We start from the raw sequence: 19,012 nt of genomic DNA on the forward strand, positions 1-19,012 counted from the left end.
CCAGTCAAACCCATCGCGGGGCACGTCAAAATACCCACACGCTATGTTCAGGCCCTGCAGTGGCGTTGGCGAATCAGCTTCTTGTCGATCTTGCCGACACTGGTTTTCGGAATCTCGCTGACAAAGCGCACCAGCCGCGGGATTGCCCATTTGTTCAGGTGACCGCTGTCGACGAAAGGCTGCAGGTGCCGAGCCAGCGCTGGCTGGTCCAGCTCGACACCGGCTACGCAGACCACCAGGGCCAGGGGCTGCTCGCCCCATTGCGCATCGGCCACCCCGACCACCGCCACCGAATCGACCCCACTGTGCTGGCTGATCAGGCTTTCCAGCTCCACCGAACTGATCCATTCGCCGCCGGTCTTGATCACGTCCTTGATCCGGTCGCGGATCTGCAGCATGCCGCGCTCATTGATGCAGGCCATGTCGCCGGTGTGCAGCCAGCCGCCGGCCCAGAGTGCGGCCCCCTGCTCCGGCTCCTTGAGGTAGCCCTGGGTCAGCCATGGCGCGCGGACGACGATTTCGCCGAGGCTTTCGCCATCATGGGCAATGTCCTCGCCTTGTTCGTCGACGATGCGCAGGTCAACCAGCGGGATCGGCACCCCGGCGTTGATGCGCAAGGGCAGTTGCGCTTGCATGGGCAGCGCCAGGTCTTCAGCGCTGAGGCGGGTGACGCTGAGCAACGGGCAGGTCTCGGACATGCCATAACCGCAGTGCACGCGAATGCCCCTGGCGCTGGCCCGCGCCGCCAGGCCCTGGGTCAGTGCGCTGCCGCCCAGCAGCATTTTCCAGCCACTGAGGTCGGTGCGCCGGCCTTCGTCGCAGTCGAGCATCATCTGCAACAGGGTCGGCACGCAGTGCGAAAAGGTCACCTGCTCTTCACGCATCAGCCTCACCAGCTGGTTGGGTTCGTAACGGCCGGGATAGACCTGCTTGATGCCCAGGGCCGTGGCCACGTAGGGCACTCCCCAGGCATGCACATGGAACATCGGCGTAATGGGCATGTACACATCGCCCGAGCGCAGCAACGGCTCGCCCCCGCAGGCAGCGAAGGTGCCCAGTTCGTTGAGGGTGTGCAGCACCAGCTGGCGATGGCTGAAGTACACGCCCTTGGGGTTGCCGGTGGTGCCGGTGGTGTAGAACAGGGTCGCCATCGAGTTCTCGTCGAAATCGGCGAAGTCGAAGTGCGTGCCCGCGCCGGCCAGCAGTGTTTCGTACTCGCCCAGCAGTGGCAGTTCACTGCTGATATCAACGCCGTCGCTCAGGCGGATGTAGCCTTTTACCGTCGGCAACTGGTCGCGCAACTGGACGATCAGCGGCACAAAGTCGTCATGCACCAGCACCAGGTGATCCTCGGCATGGTTCATGGTGTAGCGCACTTGCTCGGGTGACAGCCGCACGTTGACGGTATGTAGCACCGCGCCGAGCATCGGCACGGCAAAGAAGCACTCCAGCGCGCGGTGGCTGTCCCAGTCGAGCAAGGCCACGGTGTCGCCGGGTTTGACTCCGGCCCGGGTGAGCACATTGGCCAGGCGCTGGATGCGTTCGAGCAAGGTGGTATAGCTGTAGCGCAGTTTGTCGGCGTAGACGATTTCCTGGCTGGGCTGATAGCGCACGCCTGACAGCAGCAGGCGCTTGATCAGCAACGGGTAGCTGTAGGCCCCGGGGGCCGGTTGCATGATGCGGGTGGTGGTCATGGGCGCGTCCTTCACAGTTGCTCGGCCTTCAGCAGGTACAGGCTTTGGCTGCCGGCCTTGACGCTGGCGCTGAGCGAATGGATGCGCGGCAGCAAGCGCGCAAAATAGAAGCGTGCGGTGCCCAGCTTGCTCTGGTAGAAGGTGCCGTGCTGATCCAGGACGACGTCAGCCATCTGTGCCCACAAGTAGGCATACAGCGTGTAGCCAAACACTTGCAGATACTCCACCGCCGCCGCGCCGATTTCCTGGGGGTTGCCCTGGGCGCGATCGAGCACCCAGGCGGTCAGGTCGTCCAGATTGGCCAGCGCGAGCAACAACGGCGTCTTGAACTCGGCGCGTGACGGCGTCAGAGCCTGGGCAAAAGCCTTGATCTCCTGCGCCAGCGCCGCGTAGCTGCGGCCACCGTCGGCAACCAGCTTGCGCCCGAGCAGGTCCAGGGCCTGGATGCCATTGGTGCCTTCGTAGATCTGGGTGATACGGCAATCGCGAATCAGCTGCTCCTGGCCCCATTCGCGAATGTAACCGTGGCCGCCGAACACCTGTTGACCGTGCACGGTGGTTTCCAGGCCCATATCGGTCAAAAAAGCCTTGGCCACCGGGGTCAGCAGCGCCACCCGTGCTTCGGCCTGGGCACGCTCATCGGCGTTTTCACTGTACTTGGCCAGGTCCAGTTGCAGTGCAACGTAGGTGGAGAACGCCCGCCCGCCTTCGTTCAGCGCCTTCATGGTCAGCAGCATGCGCCGTACATCCGGGTGCACGATGATCGGGTCGGCCGCCTGTTCAGGCGCCTGCGGCCCGGTAGATGCGCGGCTTTGCAGGCGTTCGCGGGCATAGGCAACGGCGTTCTGGTACGAGCGCTCGCCCAACGCCAGGCCCTGGATACCCACGCCCAGGCGCTCGTAGTTCATCATCGTGAACATGGCGTTGAGACCTTTATTGGCCTCGCCCACCAGGTAGCCGGTAGCGCCGTCGAAGTTCATCACGCAGGTGGCCGAAGCCTTGATACCCATCTTGTGCTCGATGGAGCCGCAACTCACCGCGTTGGCCTGGCCCAACCCGCCGTCTTCCTCGACCATCAGCTTGGGTACCAGGAACAGCGAGATGCCCTTGGCGCCGGCCGGTGCATCCGGCAGCTTGGCCAGCACCAGGTGAATGATGTTCTCGGTCAGGTCCTGCTCGCCGCCGGTGATGAAGATTTTCGTGCCAGTGATCCGGTAGCTGCCATCGGCCCCAGGTTCGGCACGGGTACGGATCAGCCCCAGGTCGGTGCCGGCATGAGGTTCGGTCAGGCACATCGACCCCGACCAGCGCCCTTCATACATAGGCGGCAGGAAGCGCGCCTTGAGCGTCTCGCTGGCGTGATTGAGCAGCGACAGACAGGCCCCGGCGGTGAGCATCGGGTAGAGGGCGAATGACAGGTTGGCGGCGTTGAGCATCTCCTCGACCTGGGCGGCAATGACCTTGGGCATGCCCATGCCGCCGTATTCGCTGGCCCCGGCCACGCCGACCCAGCCGTCTTCGGCGTAATTGCGATAGGCCTGGGCAAAACCGTCCGGGGTGCTCACGCGACCGTCTTGCCAGCGGCAACCCTGCTCGTCGCCACTGCGGTTGAGCGGCGCCACCTGCTGGGCGATGAGCTTGCCGGCCTGCTCGAGAATTGCCCGCGCGGTGTCGCTATCGACCTGCTCGGCCAGGGCCGGGATCCGCGCCCACTGGCCGGGGATGTCGAATACTTCGTTGAACAGAAAATCCATGTCGCGCAACGGTGGTAGGTAATCAGACATGCGATGAACACTCGGCTTTTGGGTTGTTGACGTGCAGCCCCTCGACGTCCGTGGGGCTGGGTGAAGGCGCCCGTGCCTTGCTGGCGGGCAACAGGAAGTGCGACAGCGCCGGGATCAGGATCAGCGCACCGAGCATGTTCCAGAGGAACATGAAGGTCAGCAGGATGCCCATGTCGGCCTGGAACTTGATCGGCGACCAGGCCCAGCCCACCACCCCGGCGGCCAGGGTGATGCCGACCAGGCCCACCACCCGGCCGGTAAAGGCCACGGCATTCTTGTAGGCCTGGGCCAGCGACAGGCCCTGGCGCTGGTAATGCAACTGCACGCTGAGCAGGTACAGCGCGTAATCCACGCCAATGCCCACGCCCAGGGCGATCACCGGCAAGGTGGCGACCTTGACGCCAATACCCATGGTCACCATCAGCGCCTCGCACAGCACCGAGGTGAGCATCAGTGGCAATACCGCCACCAGGGTCGCGCGCCAGCTGCGAAAGGTGATCAGGCAGAACAGCGTCACTGCCAGGTACACCAGCAACAGCATGCTGCGGTTGGCGTCGCGCACCACGATATTGGTCGCCGCCTCGATCCCGGCGCTGCCGGCCGCCAGCAGGAACTGGCGATCCTCGCCGCTGTTGGCCTGGGCAAAGCGCTCGGCAATCGCCACCACCTGATCGAGGGTGTCGGCCTTGTGGTCCTTGAGGTAGGCGATCACCGGCATCAGCGAGCAATCGTTGTTGAACAGTTCCGGGGCATTGACCGAGGCTTGCTGGGCGGCGTAGTTGAGCACGTCCTGGTTGCGCTGGATGCTGCTCAGCTTGGGGTTGCCCTCGTAGGTGCCTGCGGTTATCTGCCGGACCGCGTTGGTCAGCGACAGGGTGGTCTGCACTTGCGGGTTCTGCTGTAGCGCCCAGGCCAGGCGGTCGGCGAGCACCAGGGTCTGGTAGCGCAGGCAGCCTTCCGGGGCGGTCTTGATCATCACCGCAAAGGTGTCGCTGGACAGCGCGTAATGGCTGGTGATGTAGGCGTTGTCGCGGTTATAGCGCGAGTCGGCGTGCAGCTCCGGGGCACCGCTGTCGAGGTCGCCGATCTTCAGTTGCAGGCTCAGCCAGAAACCGCCGGCACCGAGCAATGCGGCCACCAGCACCGCGGCGCTGGCCCATTTGCGTTCGGTGAAGCGGTCGAGCACGTCCCAGAGCTTGCCGAAGCCACGGTGCTCGGCCGCGCGCAGGTCGATACGCAAGGCCCGTTCCGCCGCCTTGCGCCCGACGCCCACGTACGACAGCGCCACCGGCATCAACAGCAGCGAGGTGAAGATCAGCACGGCGACGCCGATGCTGGCGGTAATCGCCAGGTCCTGGATCACCGGGATATCGATCAGCATCAGCACGGCAAAACCCACCGCATCGGCCAGCAAGGCGGTAACGCCGGCGACGAACAGGCGCCGGAAGGTGTAGCGCGCAGCGATTTGCCGGTGGGTGCCGCGACCGATGTCCTGCATGATGCCGTTCATCTTCTGCGCCGCGTGGGACACGCCAATGGCGAAGATCAGGAACGGCACCAGGATCGAATACGGGTCGATGGCATAGTCCAGCCAGGCGACGATACCCAGCTGCCAGACCACCGCCGTCAACGAGCACAGCACCACCAGCAAGGTACTGCGCACGCAGCGGGTGTAGAGGTAGATGATCAGCAGCGTGGTCAGCACCGCCAGGGCGAAGAACAGCATCACCTGCAGCAGCCCGTCGATCAGGTCGCCCATCAGCTTGGCGAAGCCGATCACGTGCAGCTTATAGACACCACCCGCTTCGTAGTGCGCGCGCAATTGCTCGAGCTTGACCGAGAACCCGTGGTAGTCGATGCCGGCGCCGGTCGCCGAGGCCTGGTCGAGCAGCGGCACGATGAGCATGCTTGATTTGAAGTCGCGGGCCACCAGGCTGCCGACGATGTTGGCCCGCTCGATGTTCTGGCGCAGCTGCTGGATGTCGGCGGCCGAGCCCTGGTAGGCATCGGGCATCACCGGCCCGCCCTGGAAGCCCTCTTCGGTGACTTCGGTCCAGCGCACCGCCGGGCTCCACAGCGACTTCATCCAGGCGCGGTCGACCCCCTGGCTGAGGAACAGCTCGTCGTTGATCTGGCGCAGGGTCTGCAGGTAAGCCGGGTCGAAGATATCGCCACGGGTATTTTCCACCACCACCCGCAATGAATTGCCCAGGCCGCGCAGGGACTGGCGGTTGTCCAGGTAATTCTGGATGTAGGGATGGCCCTGCGGGATCATTTTCTCGAAGCTGGGCCGCAGTTCCAGGCGGGTCAGGGCCATGTAGCCCAGCACCACGGTGACCAGCAGCATGCACAGCATGAACGGCAGCCGATGGTTGAACACCAGGCGTTCGAGACGATTGCCGGAGCGCGCGTCGAAGTCGCCGAGGTTGCGGATCACCGGCAAGGTGTCTTGTTGGATGTCGGCCATCAGGGTTTTCTCTTGTTATGGCTGCTGCGGTTGTTCGAGGGCCAGGGTGCGAATGCCACGCTCACCGACCAGCACCAGGTCGGCGGCGCTATCGAAGGCCGCGCCGCTGACCGGGGCACGCTGGGCTTGCGTCACGGGGCTGAAGCTGGCGCCGTCATCACCGCTGACCAGCAGATCGCCGGCCTGGCTCGCCAGCCAGAAACGCCCGCTGGCGTCGAGGCTGGCGGCGGTGATGCTGCTGGTCAGATCAGTTTTGACCGCTTGCCACTGGGCACCGCCGTCGGTGCTGCGCAACACATGGCCGCGCAGCCCGTAGGCCAGCAGCGTCCCAGGCTTGCCAATGACGCCGAAGTAAGTGCCGGCATACGGCGTGGACAGCCGCTGGAAGCGTTCGCCATCGGCGCTCAACTTGAGCAGCAGGCCCTGCTCGCCGCTGATGTACAGCGCGCCGTCGACGCTGGCCAGGCCGGTCAGGTGCAGGCCCTGCGGGTTGTCACTGCGCTCGAGCCAGGGCGTCCAGTGCTGGCCGCCGTCACGGGTGTGCAGCAGCAGGTTGAACACCCCGACTGCATAGCCGTGGCGGGCATCGGCGAACCACACGTCGAGCAACGGCTTGTCGGCGCCCTCTGCCACCAGGCGCTCGCCCTCGCCTACCCAGCTCGCCCAGACAGGGTCCGCGGGCGCGGCCAGGGCTTTGGCCTGGTAGTACGCCAGCACCTGGTCACCGAGCACCCGGCCGTCCAGTTGCTTTTCCCAGCTCAGGCCGCCATCGCGGCTGTGCAGGATCACCCCGTCGTTACCCACCGCCCACCCAAGCTCCGGCGTCGCGAAGGTCAACGCATTGAGGTCGGCGCTGACCGGCACCTGTGCCTGTTGCCAGTGACTGCCATGGTCATCCGAGTACAGGATGTGCCCGCGCGGCCCCACCGCGACCATCCGTGCGCCGGCGCGGGCGACATCGCGCAAGGCGCTGCTCGCGGCCAGCGCACTGGGCAGCGCTGGCAGGTCGAGCACGTCGACGTAAGGCTCGGCCTGGACCGCGCCCTGCAGCGCGGCCCAGGCCAGCAGCAGCACGCTGCAGCGTTTGAACATATCCATCCCTGATCCTCCTCAAATGCGTGCTCGACAGGCTCAGCGAATGCCGGCCCCGGCCAGGGACTCGGGCGACCACTGGGTGCGCGACAGCGGCTCGATATAACGAATGCCGCCGTAGGCACCGACCACGCCATTGAGGTTGTAGGTGCCGCCGATCAGGTCGTAGATCATGAACGGCGTGGCATCCGGGGTCTGTTTGTCGTAGCTCTGGCTGAGGAAGGCGAAGGAGCCGCGGTACAGCTGGCCACGGGCGTCATACTGGTCCGAGGCCAGGGCAATCCAGCTGTCCTCGTCGAGGTAGAAGCGGCGCTTGTGATAGATATGCCGGGCGCCGTCCTTGAGCTTGCCTTCCACCACCCAGACCCGGTGTTTTTCCCAGCGCACGAACTGCGGTGCCAGGTGATTGGCCGTGGTCAGCTGCTTGACGTCGGTGTTGTAGGTCAGCCGGTAGGTGTTGTAAGGCACGTACATTTCCTGCTTGCCGACCAGGGTCCAGTCGTAGCGGTCCAGGGCGCCGTTGAAGACGAACACGTCATCGTAGGTGCCCGAGCCCGACGTGCCCGGGTTGGGCGTGTCATAGGCCAGGTTCGGCGCCAGCTTGACCCGGCGCTGCCCCGGCAGGTACTGCCAGGCGCTGCGCGGCTGCACCAGCGGGTTGGCGGCATCGCGCAGCATCATCGCCTCACCGGCGCGCCGGGCTGGCGCGGTGTAGGTGAGCTTCATCTGGTAGTAGGTGTCCTTGGCGCCGATCGGCTTGGCCATGTCTTCGTAGATCGGGTAGCTGATGTTGGCCTGGCCGGTGGTGCTCAAGGTCGCGTTGCCGGCAGCATCGACGTTCCACGAGTCGTACTTGGCGGTCATGCTCACGCCCTGGTAGCGCAGGAGGAAGTTCCACATGGCCTCGGCGCCGGTCTGCGGGATCGGGAACGGAATACCCGGCAGCACGTTGTCGACCGCACTTCCGCCCTCCTGGCTGCGAGCGCCGACGGCATTCTTCAGGGTGTTGTCGAGCACCGGCTGCGGCAGTGCCACGCTGCGATGGGTGGGGTAGACATCGACGCGAAAGCTCGGGAAACGCTTGAGCAGTTCCTGGGTGGTGGCGGTCAGTTGCCCCTTGTACTGCTCGGCATTCTTGCCATCGATGACCCGCAGCGGTTTTTCCTCGGCGAACGGGTCCGGGCGCATGCTTGCACCGCTCTTGAACGCCGCGGGTGGGGTGACCAGGCCGCCCTGGTAGGCGGGGATCGAACCGTCGGCGTTGGCGGCCTTATCTGCGCCGATGGGCGTCAGGCTGGTGCCCAGGCGCGCGGCCTGTTCGGTGGAGACAGCGGCGTGAGCCGCGTTCAGGGCAGCCAGCGACAGGCACGTGGCCAACAGGGTGTGCACGTAGTTCATGATTGTTGTTTTCCTGTGTGACTCAGAAGGTGGTTTTCAGGGTCAGGTACAGCGCGCCACGGTCCTCGGTGGTAGCAGCGCCGCCAGAGAACGCGGCGTAACCGCCGCCGTAGCAGGTGTAGTCCTGTTCGCCGTCCAGGGCGTTGGGGGTAGTGCCGTCGGTCTGGCCGTTGTCGCAGGACTGGGTCTTGCCAAAGCCATCGACGTACTTGAGGTCGACGAAGTACTGGTTGTAGATCGCCGCGCTCAGGCCCACGGCGTAGTTGCCGGTGTTCTCGGCGCCACCGCCCTGCACCGGCGATACGCCGTCCAGGCCGAGGTTGATCGACAACGGCATGCTCAGGTCCATGCCAGGGAACACCTGGTACCAGGTCGGGGTGAAGTTGACCGCGATCCCCCAGTTGTCGCGGGTCGGCTGGTCGATGCCGCGGTAGCTGCCCTTGCCCTTGTACAGGGCCTCGTTGTGGCTATCGAGCTTGAGCAGGTTGCTGTAGAACAGCTCGCCCAGCAGGGTCGCCGAATCGAACAGCGGCGTATCGCCAAGGGTCATCAGGCCGTTGAGGGTCCAGTGCAGGGTGTCGCCGGTGGCGCTCATGCTGTCGCCGTCCGACGGCAGTTCATACACCACGCCGCTGCTTGGCAAACGCGCAGGCAGCAGGCCGAAGCCCCCGCCCAGGCCGGCCTGCCCCGGTGCACTGAGAATCGCCGGAATACTCGCCAGGGGCATGTTGTGGCGAATGTTCAGGTCGCTGCCGACGCTGATACCGCCGACATCCTTGGACAGGCTCAAGCCGTAGATATCGATGTTGTCGGCATAGGCGAACTGATACGTAGCGCTTTGCAGCGAGTTGTAGAGGTTGCCCACCGCGCCCTGGGCGCTGCCCGGCGGGTTGCCGAACGGGCCGTTGGCGACGGTCAGGCCACGGGCATCAAGCCAGGCCTGGGGCAGGATTTCCGAGGTCTTGCGGTAGTAGAAGCCCAGGGTGCCGCCCAGCCAGTCGGGCGACCACTTGGCCATGACGCCCCAATCGCCGCGTTTGTCCGGGGTCAGGTCGTGGCCACGGCGGATGTTGGTCAGCGCGCCGCGCACCGGGATCAGCCCCGGAGTGCCGGTATGGCCGAGCAGGAAGCTCTGCGCGCCCTCGCCCACCAGGTCCGAGCCCCCGTAGTAGGTGCCCGCTTCCGGCAGCCGCGCGGCATCCCAGTCGAGGAAGTACTGCGCGCCGACGCTGAGTTCGGGGTTGACCAGAAACGCCGTCGAGAGCTGGTTGCGCGGCACGAACAGTTCCTTGGCTTCGGTGCCGGGAGACGCGGCCAGCTTGGCCAGGTCCAGGCCCGACTGCCCATAGCTCAGCGAATGCACCGGGTTGAGCAGGGTTTCGCCCCAGAACAGGTTGTGCTGGCCAAGCTTGCCGCTGATCTCGGATGAGTCGCCCACTTCACGGCGCATGAACACGAAGGCATCGAGCACTTCCCCGGACGGGCCGCTGTAGTAGCGCTGGGCGTAGTTGCTCAGGTGCGGGCTGCCCAAGGGCACGCCGGTGCCGGGCAAGCCGTTGAGGCTGGGGTTGATGCCCGACTGGCCACCGTTGCCGTTGACGAACGGGTTGGAGTTGGAGCCGGTGTTGTCATAGGCCTTGTCGTACCAACTGGCGGCGCTGACACGAAAGCCCATGTTGCCCTGGTAGATCACGTCCAGTTCGGTGAGCAGGTCCACGCGATTGGTGACCGTGGTCCCGGCCTTGCGGAAGTTGTAGTTGCCGTCGTTGTTGTTGGGGGTCGCCAGCAGGCGCTTGTCGGCGCTTTCGGTGCGCACGCCATAGTTGTACTTGACCGTGTTATCCAGGCGCACGGCCCAGTCTTCACTGCCGGTATCGACCTCAAACGCCTGGGCGCCGGGTAGCGCCAGCAGGCCGATGGCGCAGGCCAGCAGGCAGCGCTGTGGCTTCACAGCACGGTGAATGCGAGGGTTTGGCATCGCGATGACTCCACTTATTGTTATTGTTTTTTTTCGCTGCCCGTCGTTTGCGGGCTTGGCTCAAGCGTCCGTGCGCTACTGCAGCATTAGCGATCCAGGGCCTGGATCAGGGTTTCAGCCAGGGGCCAGGGGCCGTAGCCGGCTGCCGGGTTGAGGTGGCCGACGGCGCCCAGTTCGAGCAACTGGCTGCCCCAGCCGCGCGCCATGGTGCTGACCGCCTCGAGGCTGGCCAGATGATCATCGCTACTGGCGGCGACGATGCTGGGGAACGGCAGCGGCGTGATCGGCAGCGGGCTCCAGCCGTTGGCGCGCAGGCTGTCCGGGCTTGGGTAGGCGGCGGGCCACGCCGCTTGCAGGTCCGGCGGCGCCGCCAGCAGCGCGCCCTTGATCGGCCGCTGATAGCGCGCGGCCCAATGGGCCACCATCAGCACCCCGGCGCTGTGCGCTACCAGCACTACCTCGCCGTCGATCTGCTGCAGCACCTGCTCGATGGCCTCGACCCGGGCATTGCAGTCCAGGCCGTTGCGCTGCAGCGGTGGCACCGTGTGCACCTTGGCCAGGCGCGCCGCCAGCAGGGTCTGCCAGTGTTCGGCAACGTGCTCGCGCAGGCCGGGGACGATCAGGACAGTTGCGCGGGTATGCAGTTTTTCCACGTCGGCACCTATGCTCAAGACAGTCCGCTCGCAGGTAATCTCGAGCGCTTGCACAGCCACAGTAATCAGCCCTCCCCCCTGGCGCTTTACATTGCGCGTCAGCAACTTTTCATTTGGTGACAGCGCCGTCGGCAAACGACCGGGCGCTCAGCAATAGCGGGGGTTAGCCGACGGAGCGCTGCTGCAGGCGGCTTCTCATTTGACGACACCCGCGCTATAACGAGTGACCCGCCACAGAAGCGGGACGCCCGATGACCACGCGTGGAAAACAACAACAATGACCGCCCTCGTACGTGCTGCAAGCCTGACCAACTACCTTGAGGTGTCTCGCCACCTTGGGCTCAACCCCCACGCCCTGTTGGCCCAGGTCGGCCTCAGCACCGCCCTGCTCGACGATCCTAACCAACGCATTGCGGTGTCCAGCGTGGTGACCCTGCTGGAAGAGTCGGCGCGGGTCAGTGGCTGCGAAACCTTCGGCCTGCGCATGGCCGAGCTGCGCCAGCTCTCGGATTTTGGCGAAATCAGCCTGCTGCTCAGCCACCAGCGCACCCTGCGCGATGCCCTGCAGGTGATCGTCCAGTACCGGCACTTGCTCAACGACGCCCTGGCCATCCATATCGAAGAAGCCGGCAAGACCGTGATCATTCGTGAAGAAGTGGTCACCGACCAGCCCCAGCGCGGCCGGCAGGCAACGGAACTGGCGATTGGCGTGATGTTGCGTTTGTGCGCCGCGCTGCTGGGGGCTCACTGGCACCCGATCAGCGCCAATTTCACCCATACCGCCCCGGCGGACCTGGCGATTCATCGGCGCATTTTTGGCTGCAAGCTGGTGTTTGGCAGCGAATTCAATGGCATCGTCTGCCCGGCTACCGACCTCGACACCGCCAACCCCTTGGCCAACGAGGCCATGGCGCGCCTGGCGCAGCGTTACCTGGACACCTTGCAGGCCGGTGGCAAGCTGTCGCTGGAGCTGGAAATGCGCAAGACCATCTACCTGCTGCTGCCCATGGGCCGGGCGACCATCGAGCAAGTGGCACAGACCCAGGGCATGAACGTGCGCACCTTGCAGCGGCGCCTGGAAGAATGCGGGGTGACCTTCAGCGACCTGATCAACGGCGTGCGCCGTGACCTGGTGATCCGTTACCTGGAAAACCCCAGCTACTCGCTGGGACGGATTGCCGACATGCTGGGGTACTCGATGCCCAGCTCATTTACCCGCTGGTTCATCGCCCAGTTCGGCATGCCGCCGGCCAGTTGGCGGGCGCAGCATGATCGCCGGCAAGATCAGCACTGAATGGATCGCGACCGCTGCGCGCTCGATCGCGGGGCAAGCCCGCTCCTACAGGTTCGGCGTACACAGATACATTGTGGGAGCTGGCTTGCCAGCGATGAGGCCAGTTCAACCGGCACATCAGGCGTTGCCTGGACTACCATCGCTGGCAAGCCAGCTCCCACAAGTTCGCGGAGCATGCGAACGGTTGTGGGCAACCGTCTACAACCCCCAGTGCATCAATGCCAACACCAGCAGCACCAGGAACACCGTCTCACCCACCATCAGCGCAATCGGCTTGAAGCCCACCGCTGCCAGTTCCTTGAGCTGAGTCTTCATTCCCAGGGCGCTGATCGCCACCACCAGGCACCAGCGGGACAGATCGTTGACCCCACCCTGCACCGCCGCCGACACCCAGCCGGTACTGTTGACGCAGGCCAGCAGCACAAAACCGACCGCAAACCACGGCAGCAACGGCGGCCGCTGCCCGCTCGCATCCCCGCCGGCCCGCCGGGTAATCATCGCCGCACAGACGATCACCGGCAGCAACATGGCCACGCGCATCAGCTTGACCACGGTCGCCACGTCCCCGGTCTCGGTCGACATGCTGTACCCCGCCCCCACCACCTGTGCCACGTCGTGAATGGTCGCACCGAGAAACACCCCGGCCTGTTGCGGCGACAACTGCAGCCAGCCGGCAATCATTGGGTAGAGGATCATCGCCAGGGTCGACAACGCCGACACGCCGATCACGGTAAACAACGTGGCGCGCTCTTTTTGCGGGTGATGGGGCAAGGCCGCAGCCAGGGCCAGAGCCGCCGAAGCCCCGCAGATCGCCGTGGCACCGCCGGTAAGCATGCCGAACAAGCGCTGAAAACCCAGGGCACGGGCCGCCACCACCGAAACCAGGATGGTCACCACCACCAGGATCACCACCAGCGCCACCGGTTTCCAGCCCAGGCTGGCGATCTGGCTCAGGGTAATGCGCATGCCCAGCAGCGCCACCCCCAGGCGCAACACTGTGCGCGCGGTAAATTCAATCCCGGCCTTGCAACGGCCATCGGCCGCGAGAAAGTTCAGGGCCATGCCCAGCAACAAGGCAAACAGCATCACCGGGGCATCGTAGTGCTCACTGAGAAAGCTGGCCGCCGCCGCGGCGATCAGGCTGACGATAAAGCCCGGCGCCAGTTCCCGGGCACGGTGGTTGACGGCGGCAATTGCGATCACGCTCATTGGCCCGGTTCCTTGCACGCTAAGACGATGAACAGTTGCTCGCCCTGGCGCTCGACCGGGTAGCTGGCAACCTTGAGTTGATTGGAGTTGAGCAAGTAGCCGCTGGCCAGATCAAAGCGCAAGCCATGGGCGCAGCACTGGATCACCCGCCCGTCCAGGCGCCCGCCGCACAGCGAGGCGCCCTGGTGCGGGCAACTGTCGTCGATGGCGTAAAAGGTGTCAGCGACGTTGAACAGCGCCACACTCTTGCCTTGCCATTCGAGCAGCACCCGCCCGTCACGCGCCGGCACTTTGTCGGCCGGTACCGGATAGCGCAGGCTCATGCCGGGACCACTTCTTCCAGGGCGTCGCCCATGGCCTGCAGCAGCACCGCGACCGGCTGGGCGCCCGATACCCGCAGGCGCTGATTGAAACGAAAACACGGCACGCCATCCGCGGCGCGATCATTGGCGCCAATGAACGGGCTGGCATCGCCGCGCAGGCAATCGGCAACCTGGGCCGGCTCCAGGCCACAGGCGCGGGCGATGTGCAGCAAGGTAATCGGATCGCCCAGGTCCTTGCCCTGCTGAAAGTAGGCGGCAAACAGCTTGGCCAGCAGGGCTTCAGCCCGTTCCGGCGAGCCCAGCGCCACGGCGCGCTGCAGCAGACGATGGGCGTCGGCGGTATTGGGCATGCGACTGATACGGGCAAAATCGATATCCACCCCGGCAGCCTCGGCGGCGGCGCGCACCTGCGCCTGGCGCAGGCGTACCGCCTCATCGCTGCCCAGGCGCTTGCGGTAGAAGGCCTCGAACGGCTGCCCGGTCCTGGCGATCTGCGGCAGCAACTGCACCCCGCGCCAGTGCAGGCTCACCTCAACTTCCGGCTGCTCGCGCCGCAACTGCTCCAGGGCCCGCTGCAGATGAGCCTGGCCGATCAGGCACCAGGGGCAGATAAAGTCAAAGAACACTTCGATCGACAACACTTGTTTCACGGTTTCAACTCCTCGGCCGCACCGGGTTCAACCGCATGCGGGTTGTCGAGGCGGGCCATGTCACGGTGGTAATGACGCTTGGCGATGAAGAACACCGCGGCGGCGCCGATGCTGATCAGCGGCACCAGCTGAAAGGCGGCGTGCAGGCCGATCAGGTCGGATACCCGACCGGTAATCAAAGGCCCGGTCGCCAGGCCAAGCAGGTTGTTGGCCAGGGTCAGGGTGGCAAAGGCGGTGCCGTGCACCGAGTAATGGGTGAGGTTGGCGACCATGGCGCTGGACGGGCCGTTGGTGCCGGCGGCAACCATCATTCCCAGGCAGATCAGCACCAGTTGCGCCGTGCCCGAGGGCAGCGCGAAGGCCAGCGACAGCAACAGGCAGCTACCCAGGCAATAGCCGATGGCCAGGCTGATCTTGCGGTCCGGGCGCTGGCGGCCGAGGCGGTCGCAGAGCATGGCGCAGAGGATCATGCCAATGCCGCTGCACAGCACGATGATTGCCGCCACCACGCCGGCCTGGTCGGTGCCCATGGCGTAGTAGCGATTCAGGTAGCTGGGCATCCAGACGATCACCGTGCCGCCAACGAACAACTGCAAGCCACTGCCCACGTAAGCGGCGATCACCGAACGGCTGCCGTACAGGGTGTGCAGTGGCCGGGCGATCTCGCACGCGGGGGCGTTGACGCGCTGTGGGGCGATCTTCGCCTCCTTGACGATCAGCGGGTACAGCAACGCCAGCAACAGGCCGAACAAGGCCATGCCGGCAAACGCCCAGCGCCAGCCAAAGTGCTGGGCCATCAAGCCGCCCAGGGCCATGCCCAGTACTGAGCCGAACATGCCGCCGGCCATGAAGGCACCGGCCAGGGTGGCGCGCATGTCACGGGGGAACACTGCGACCACCACGGCAATGCCGACGCTGCCATAGGCCGCCTCACCGACGCCGACCAGAAAGCGCGCGGCGAACATCTGCGGGTAGTTGTCGGCCAGGGCGCAGCCGAGGGTGGCCAGGCTCCAGAGCACGGCCATCAGCACCAGGCTCCTGATCCGCCCGAAGCGGTCGGCCAGTAGCGACAAGGGAAAGGTCAGCAGGCCGACCATCAGCGCGACAATGCCGCTGAGCAGGCCCAACTGGCTGTCGCTCAGGGCCCATTCGGCCTTGAGCAGCGGAAATACCGCGTTGAGTACCTGCCGCGACATGTAGTCGGAAATCAGCAGGCCGAAGGTCAAGGCAAAGACAATCCAGGCATATCGCCGTGGAATGCCCCGTGAAGTGTCGGCGCCGTCGTCTGTGGCGCTGGCGAGATAGGCGGCCATGCTGCCTCCTTGGGGTTGTCTGGCATGAGTTTTATTGTTTTTGAAAAGCCCGACGGTCAGCGCTGCGGATCGGCGGCCCGGCACGTAAACACGTACCGGGCCTGGCCAATCAGGCGCGCTGCGGCACACCCTTCTGGCCCGGCTGGCGGTTAGGCGCCATGCCGTTGGCCTGGAGGGTCTGCTCGATGCTGCTGTACTGCTCGCCAATGCGGTAGATGGCCCGCGCTTCCTTGCCGTTGGCAATCTCACGGCCCAGTTCATGGGCCACGCGCACGGTCTGCTGGATCTGCTGCACCGAACCGAAGCGCTTGCCGTGCTGGTCGATGATGGTGTCTTCGTTGCCGCAACGCGGGTGCAGCCCCATGGCCAGGGCCATGGTGTTGAACGGCAGCACGTTTTTCAGCAGCGATTCGGCGGTCAACGTGCAGCCGTTGGGCGCACGGTGAATGAGGTTGAAGAAGTTGAACGGGTTGGGGCCGTCGAAGCCGCCACCAATGCCGATCCAGGTCAGGTTTAGCGGGCCCATGTAGTCACCCTTGCGCACAATGCGTTCGAGGGTTTCCAGGGCGTGCATGCCGGTCAGCTGGAAATGCGGCTGGATACCGCTCGCCTGCAAACGGCGCAGGTGTTCGCGCACCCAGGCGGGACCGGCCGGTACGGTCATTTCGCTGTAGGCGGCCTGGATCGCCGGATGGGCCAGGGAGGTACCTTCCAGGTACTGCGGATACAGCAGCTCCATGATGTTCATCTGCGTGGTGTTGATCGCCACGGTGACCTGATCGGGCTTGGGCGTCAGCTCTGCGAGCATGTGCCGGGTGTCATCGGACAGCCACTTGGCCGCCTCGCCATCGCTTTCCGGGGCGAACGAGATCGAACCGCCGACCTGGATGATCATCTCCGGCACCGCTTCGCGCACGCCGGCAATCAGTTCGTTGAATTTCGACAGGCGCTTGGAGCCCTTGCCGTCCAGTTCGCGCACGTGCAGGTGGAGCACGGTGGCGCCGGCGTCATAGCAGTCGACTGCCTTTTGCACCTGTTCGTCCATAGTCAGCGGGATGTCTTCGGGAAAGTCCTCTGGCATCCATTCCGGGCCATAAGGGGCGACGGTGATCACCACCTTTTCCATGTTTTCCGGGTGCAACGAATCGTCGAAGAATTGCATGCTGTAGTCCTCGGTCTTGTTATTGTCCTGGGGTGTTGCGGGCCTTCAGAAGGTGCGGTCGCCCTTGATCCCGGCGCGCTCCATCTTGCGGTGGCAAGGCGGGTAGTCCATCACCGCGTAGTGCTGGGTGCTGCGGTTGTCCCAGATCGCCACGCTGTTGGGCTTCCAGCGCCAGCGCACCTGGTATTCGGGCAGGTAGGCCTGGCTGATCAGGTAGCGCAGCAGATCACTGGCACCGGGGTTGGCGTCCTGGCCGAAACGCACCCGCTGCGGGGTGTGGTAGTTGCTGAAGTGGGTGGTGAAAGCATTGACGAACAGCACCTGCTCACCGGTTTGCGGGTGGGTACGCACCACCGGGTGTTCGGCATCGGGGAACTGCGCCTTGAGCGCCAGGCGTTTTTCCATCGGCATCGCGGCGCCAAAACTGGCCTCGATGCTGTGCCGGGCGCGCAGGCCCTCGATCTTGGCTTTCACATCCTCCGGCAGGTTCTGGTAAGCCAGCACCATGTTCGCCCACATAGTGTCGCCGCCTACCGGCGGGCATTCCACACAGCGCAACACGCAGCCCATGGGCGGTGCCTCGCGCCAGGTGGCGTCGGTGTGCCAGGCGTTTTCGTAGCGGTCGGCGGGCTGCTCCGGGCGCTTGTAGATCTGTACCAGACCCGGGTGCTCGGGGTCGCTGCCGGCCACCGGGTGGTCTTCCAGCTCGCCAAAGCGCCGGGCAAAAGCGACGTGCTCGGCGCGGCTGAAGGTCTGATCGCGCAGGAACAGCACCCGGTGCTTGAGCAACTGCGCACGCAGTTGCTCGAACAGGTCGTCGTCATGAATCGCATCTGCCAGATTGACCCCGGTGACTTCGGCACCGAGAGCGCAGGTCAGTTGTTCGATGTGCATGCTGTTGCCCTCTTCAGATGACGAAGATCGACGAGCCGGTGGTCTTGCGCGCTTCCAGGTCACGGTGGGCCTGGACCGCATCCTGCAACGCGTAGTGCTGGTTGATCTCGATCTTGATCCGCCCGCTGCTGACATGCTCGAACAGCTCGCCGGCAAGGTCGGCCTTCTCGGCCGGGTCGGCGATGTAGTCGGCCAGCGCCGGGCGGGTCAGGTGCAACGAGCCTTTGATCGCCAGGATCTGCGGGTCGAACGGCGTGATGCTGCCGGAGGCAGTGCCGACGCAGACCATCAGGCCACGGCGCTTGAGCGAGTCCAGCGAGGCCATGAAAGTGCTCTTGCCGACGCTGTCGAACACCACATTGACGCCGACGCCATCAGTCAGCTCGCGTACGCGCTTGGCCACATCTTCATGGCTGTAGTTGATGGTGTGGTTGCAACCATGGGCGCGGGCCACTTCAGCCTTGGCCTCGGTGGACACCGTGCCGATCACCGTCAGCCCGAGCAGGCGCGCCCACTGCGAGACAATCAGGCCGACACCGCCGGCAGCGGCGTGCAGCAGCACCGTGTCACCGGGCTTGAAGTCATACAGGCGGCGCATCAGGTAGGCCGAGGTCAGGCCGCGCATGGTCATCGCTGCAGCGGTTTCGAAGGCGATGGTTTCCGGCAACTTGATCAAGGCTGCCGCCGGAATCAACCGCTCGGTGCAATAAGCGCCCAGGGTGTTGAGAAAACCGGTGTAGGTCACCCGGTCGCCAACGGCGACCTGGGTCACGCCCTCGCCCACCGCCTGCACCACCCCTGAGGCTTCCACGCCCATGCCGTTGGGCAACGGGATTGGATAGGTGCCGTTGCGAAAGTAGGTGTCGGCGTAGTTCAGGCCCACCGCCACCTGGCGCAGGCGCACCTGGCCCGGGCCCGGCTCGCCGACCTCGGCGTCCTCGTAGCGCAGTACCTCGGGGCCACCGGTTTCATAGAAGCGTACGACTTTGGCCATGCATGTCACTCCAGTCATCCTGACGCCGTGCGTCAATTCTTGTTGACTGGACTCTATGCCCTACGCCAGGCAGGTGCTTCGCATCGGACGACAAGCTGTTTTCATTT

Annotated in this window: 15 protein-coding genes; 1 reads left to right on the top strand and 14 read right to left on the bottom strand. The window is 64.9% G+C overall.

Translation table 11 applies throughout. The features are described from left to right. Positions 1-47: 47 nt before the first annotated feature. The 7 genes from LOY45_RS13545 to LOY45_RS13575 form a co-directional block, all read right to left on the bottom strand. Positions 48-1,694: a fatty acid--CoA ligase gene (locus LOY45_RS13545; RefSeq protein ID WP_258577812.1), complete on the bottom strand. Its 1,647-nt coding sequence runs from the start codon at positions 1,692-1,694 to the stop codon at positions 48-50. Between the two features lie 11 nt (positions 1,695-1,705). Next, on the bottom strand, positions 1,706-3,478 hold the full coding sequence (locus LOY45_RS13550; RefSeq protein ID WP_258577813.1) for an acyl-CoA dehydrogenase C-terminal domain-containing protein: 1,773 nt from the start codon (positions 3,476-3,478) through the stop codon (positions 1,706-1,708). Continuing rightward, complete coding sequence (locus LOY45_RS13555; protein ID WP_258577814.1) at positions 3,471-5,945, bottom strand: efflux RND transporter permease subunit; 2,475 nt, start codon at positions 5,943-5,945, stop codon at positions 3,471-3,473. Before LOY45_RS13555 ends, LOY45_RS13550 begins: the two co-directional genes overlap by 8 nt. A 15-nt stretch (positions 5,946-5,960) precedes the next feature. Next, positions 5,961-7,043 (bottom strand): WD40/YVTN/BNR-like repeat-containing protein, encoded by a 1,083-nt coding sequence (locus LOY45_RS13560; protein ID WP_258577815.1) that lies wholly within the window; start codon positions 7,041-7,043, stop codon positions 5,961-5,963. Between the two features lie 33 nt (positions 7,044-7,076). Beyond that, positions 7,077-8,435 (bottom strand): DUF1329 domain-containing protein, encoded by a 1,359-nt coding sequence (locus tag LOY45_RS13565; RefSeq protein ID WP_115086666.1) that lies wholly within the window; start codon positions 8,433-8,435, stop codon positions 7,077-7,079. A 22-nt stretch (positions 8,436-8,457) separates the two neighbouring features. Then, positions 8,458-10,413 (bottom strand): DUF1302 domain-containing protein, encoded by a 1,956-nt coding sequence (locus LOY45_RS13570; protein WP_134064666.1) that lies wholly within the window; start codon positions 10,411-10,413, stop codon positions 8,458-8,460. Between the two features lie 86 nt (positions 10,414-10,499). Further along, on the bottom strand, positions 10,500-11,066 hold the full coding sequence (locus tag LOY45_RS13575; protein WP_115086668.1) for an RBBP9/YdeN family alpha/beta hydrolase: 567 nt from the start codon (positions 11,064-11,066) through the stop codon (positions 10,500-10,502). A gap of 277 nt (positions 11,067-11,343) precedes the next feature. Between LOY45_RS13575 and LOY45_RS13580 the strand changes: the two genes are divergently transcribed. Continuing rightward, positions 11,344-12,360 (top strand): AraC family transcriptional regulator, encoded by a 1,017-nt coding sequence (locus LOY45_RS13580; protein WP_134064664.1) that lies wholly within the window; start codon positions 11,344-11,346, stop codon positions 12,358-12,360. A gap of 198 nt (positions 12,361-12,558) precedes the next feature. Here the strand turns inward: LOY45_RS13580 and LOY45_RS13585 are convergent, their stop codons facing one another. The 7 genes from LOY45_RS13585 to LOY45_RS13615 all read right to left on the bottom strand — a co-directional run bounded on the left by LOY45_RS13585 (position 12,559) and on the right by LOY45_RS13615 (position 18,905). Continuing rightward, entirely contained in the window at positions 12,559-13,569 is a 1,011-nt protein-coding gene (locus tag LOY45_RS13585) for a YeiH family protein (RefSeq protein ID WP_115086670.1), read from the bottom strand. Beyond that, a complete protein-coding gene (locus LOY45_RS13590) occupies positions 13,566-13,892 on the bottom strand; it encodes a Rieske (2Fe-2S) protein (RefSeq protein ID WP_115086671.1) in 327 nt (108 codons plus the stop codon). Before LOY45_RS13590 ends, LOY45_RS13585 begins: the two co-directional genes overlap by 4 nt. Beyond that, positions 13,889-14,542, bottom strand: coding sequence for a DsbA family oxidoreductase (locus LOY45_RS13595; RefSeq protein ID WP_134064663.1), 654 nt, complete (start codon positions 14,540-14,542; stop codon positions 13,889-13,891). Before LOY45_RS13595 ends, LOY45_RS13590 begins: the two co-directional genes overlap by 4 nt. After that, positions 14,539-15,855, bottom strand: a complete 1,317-nt coding sequence (locus LOY45_RS13600; protein WP_258577817.1) for an MFS transporter — start codon at positions 15,853-15,855, stop codon at positions 14,539-14,541. Before LOY45_RS13600 ends, LOY45_RS13595 begins: the two co-directional genes overlap by 4 nt. 109 nt (positions 15,856-15,964) lie before the next feature. Beyond that, positions 15,965-17,017 (bottom strand): beta-keto acid cleavage family enzyme, encoded by a 1,053-nt coding sequence (locus LOY45_RS13605; RefSeq protein ID WP_258577818.1) that lies wholly within the window; start codon positions 17,015-17,017, stop codon positions 15,965-15,967. A 45-nt stretch (positions 17,018-17,062) separates the two neighbouring features. Beyond that, positions 17,063-17,911 (bottom strand): TauD/TfdA dioxygenase family protein, encoded by an 849-nt coding sequence (locus LOY45_RS13610; protein WP_233674677.1) that lies wholly within the window; start codon positions 17,909-17,911, stop codon positions 17,063-17,065. 13 nt (positions 17,912-17,924) lie between these two features. Further along, on the bottom strand, positions 17,925-18,905 hold the full coding sequence (locus tag LOY45_RS13615) for a quinone oxidoreductase family protein (RefSeq protein WP_233674678.1): 981 nt from the start codon (positions 18,903-18,905) through the stop codon (positions 17,925-17,927). Between the last annotated feature and the right edge of the window lie 107 nt (positions 18,906-19,012).

Origin of the sequence: Pseudomonas wadenswilerensis (assembly GCF_024749185.1) — a bacterium.
Taxonomy (GTDB): Bacteria; Pseudomonadota; Gammaproteobacteria; order Pseudomonadales; family Pseudomonadaceae; genus Aquipseudomonas; species Aquipseudomonas wadenswilerensis.

Excerpts from the sequence above, each read along its gene's own strand:
- LOY45_RS13545 (WP_258577812.1), bottom strand. The coding sequence starts at position 1,694 with ATGACCACCACCCGCATCATGCAACCGGCCCCCGGGGCCTACAGCTAC.
- LOY45_RS13550 (WP_258577813.1), bottom strand. The coding sequence starts at position 3,478 with ATGTCTGATTACCTACCACCGTTGCGCGACATGGATTTTCTGTTCAAC.
- LOY45_RS13555 (WP_258577814.1), bottom strand. The coding sequence starts at position 5,945 with ATGGCCGACATCCAACAAGACACCTTGCCGGTGATCCGCAACCTCGGC.
- LOY45_RS13560 (WP_258577815.1), bottom strand. The coding sequence starts at position 7,043 with ATGGATATGTTCAAACGCTGCAGCGTGCTGCTGCTGGCCTGGGCCGCG.
- LOY45_RS13565 (WP_115086666.1), bottom strand. The coding sequence starts at position 8,435 with ATGAACTACGTGCACACCCTGTTGGCCACGTGCCTGTCGCTGGCTGCC.
- LOY45_RS13570 (WP_134064666.1), bottom strand. The coding sequence starts at position 10,413 with ATGCCAAACCCTCGCATTCACCGTGCTGTGAAGCCACAGCGCTGCCTG.
- LOY45_RS13580 (WP_134064664.1), top strand. The coding sequence starts at position 11,344 with ATGACCGCCCTCGTACGTGCTGCAAGCCTGACCAACTACCTTGAGGTG.
- LOY45_RS13585 (WP_115086670.1), bottom strand. The coding sequence starts at position 13,569 with ATGAGCGTGATCGCAATTGCCGCCGTCAACCACCGTGCCCGGGAACTG.
- LOY45_RS13590 (WP_115086671.1), bottom strand. The coding sequence starts at position 13,892 with ATGAGCCTGCGCTATCCGGTACCGGCCGACAAAGTGCCGGCGCGTGAC.
- LOY45_RS13600 (WP_258577817.1), bottom strand. The coding sequence starts at position 15,855 with ATGGCCGCCTATCTCGCCAGCGCCACAGACGACGGCGCCGACACTTCA.
- LOY45_RS13605 (WP_258577818.1), bottom strand. The coding sequence starts at position 17,017 with ATGCAATTCTTCGACGATTCGTTGCACCCGGAAAACATGGAAAAGGTG.
- LOY45_RS13610 (WP_233674677.1), bottom strand. The coding sequence starts at position 17,911 with ATGCACATCGAACAACTGACCTGCGCTCTCGGTGCCGAAGTCACCGGG.
- LOY45_RS13615 (WP_233674678.1), bottom strand. The coding sequence starts at position 18,905 with ATGGCCAAAGTCGTACGCTTCTATGAAACCGGTGGCCCCGAGGTACTG.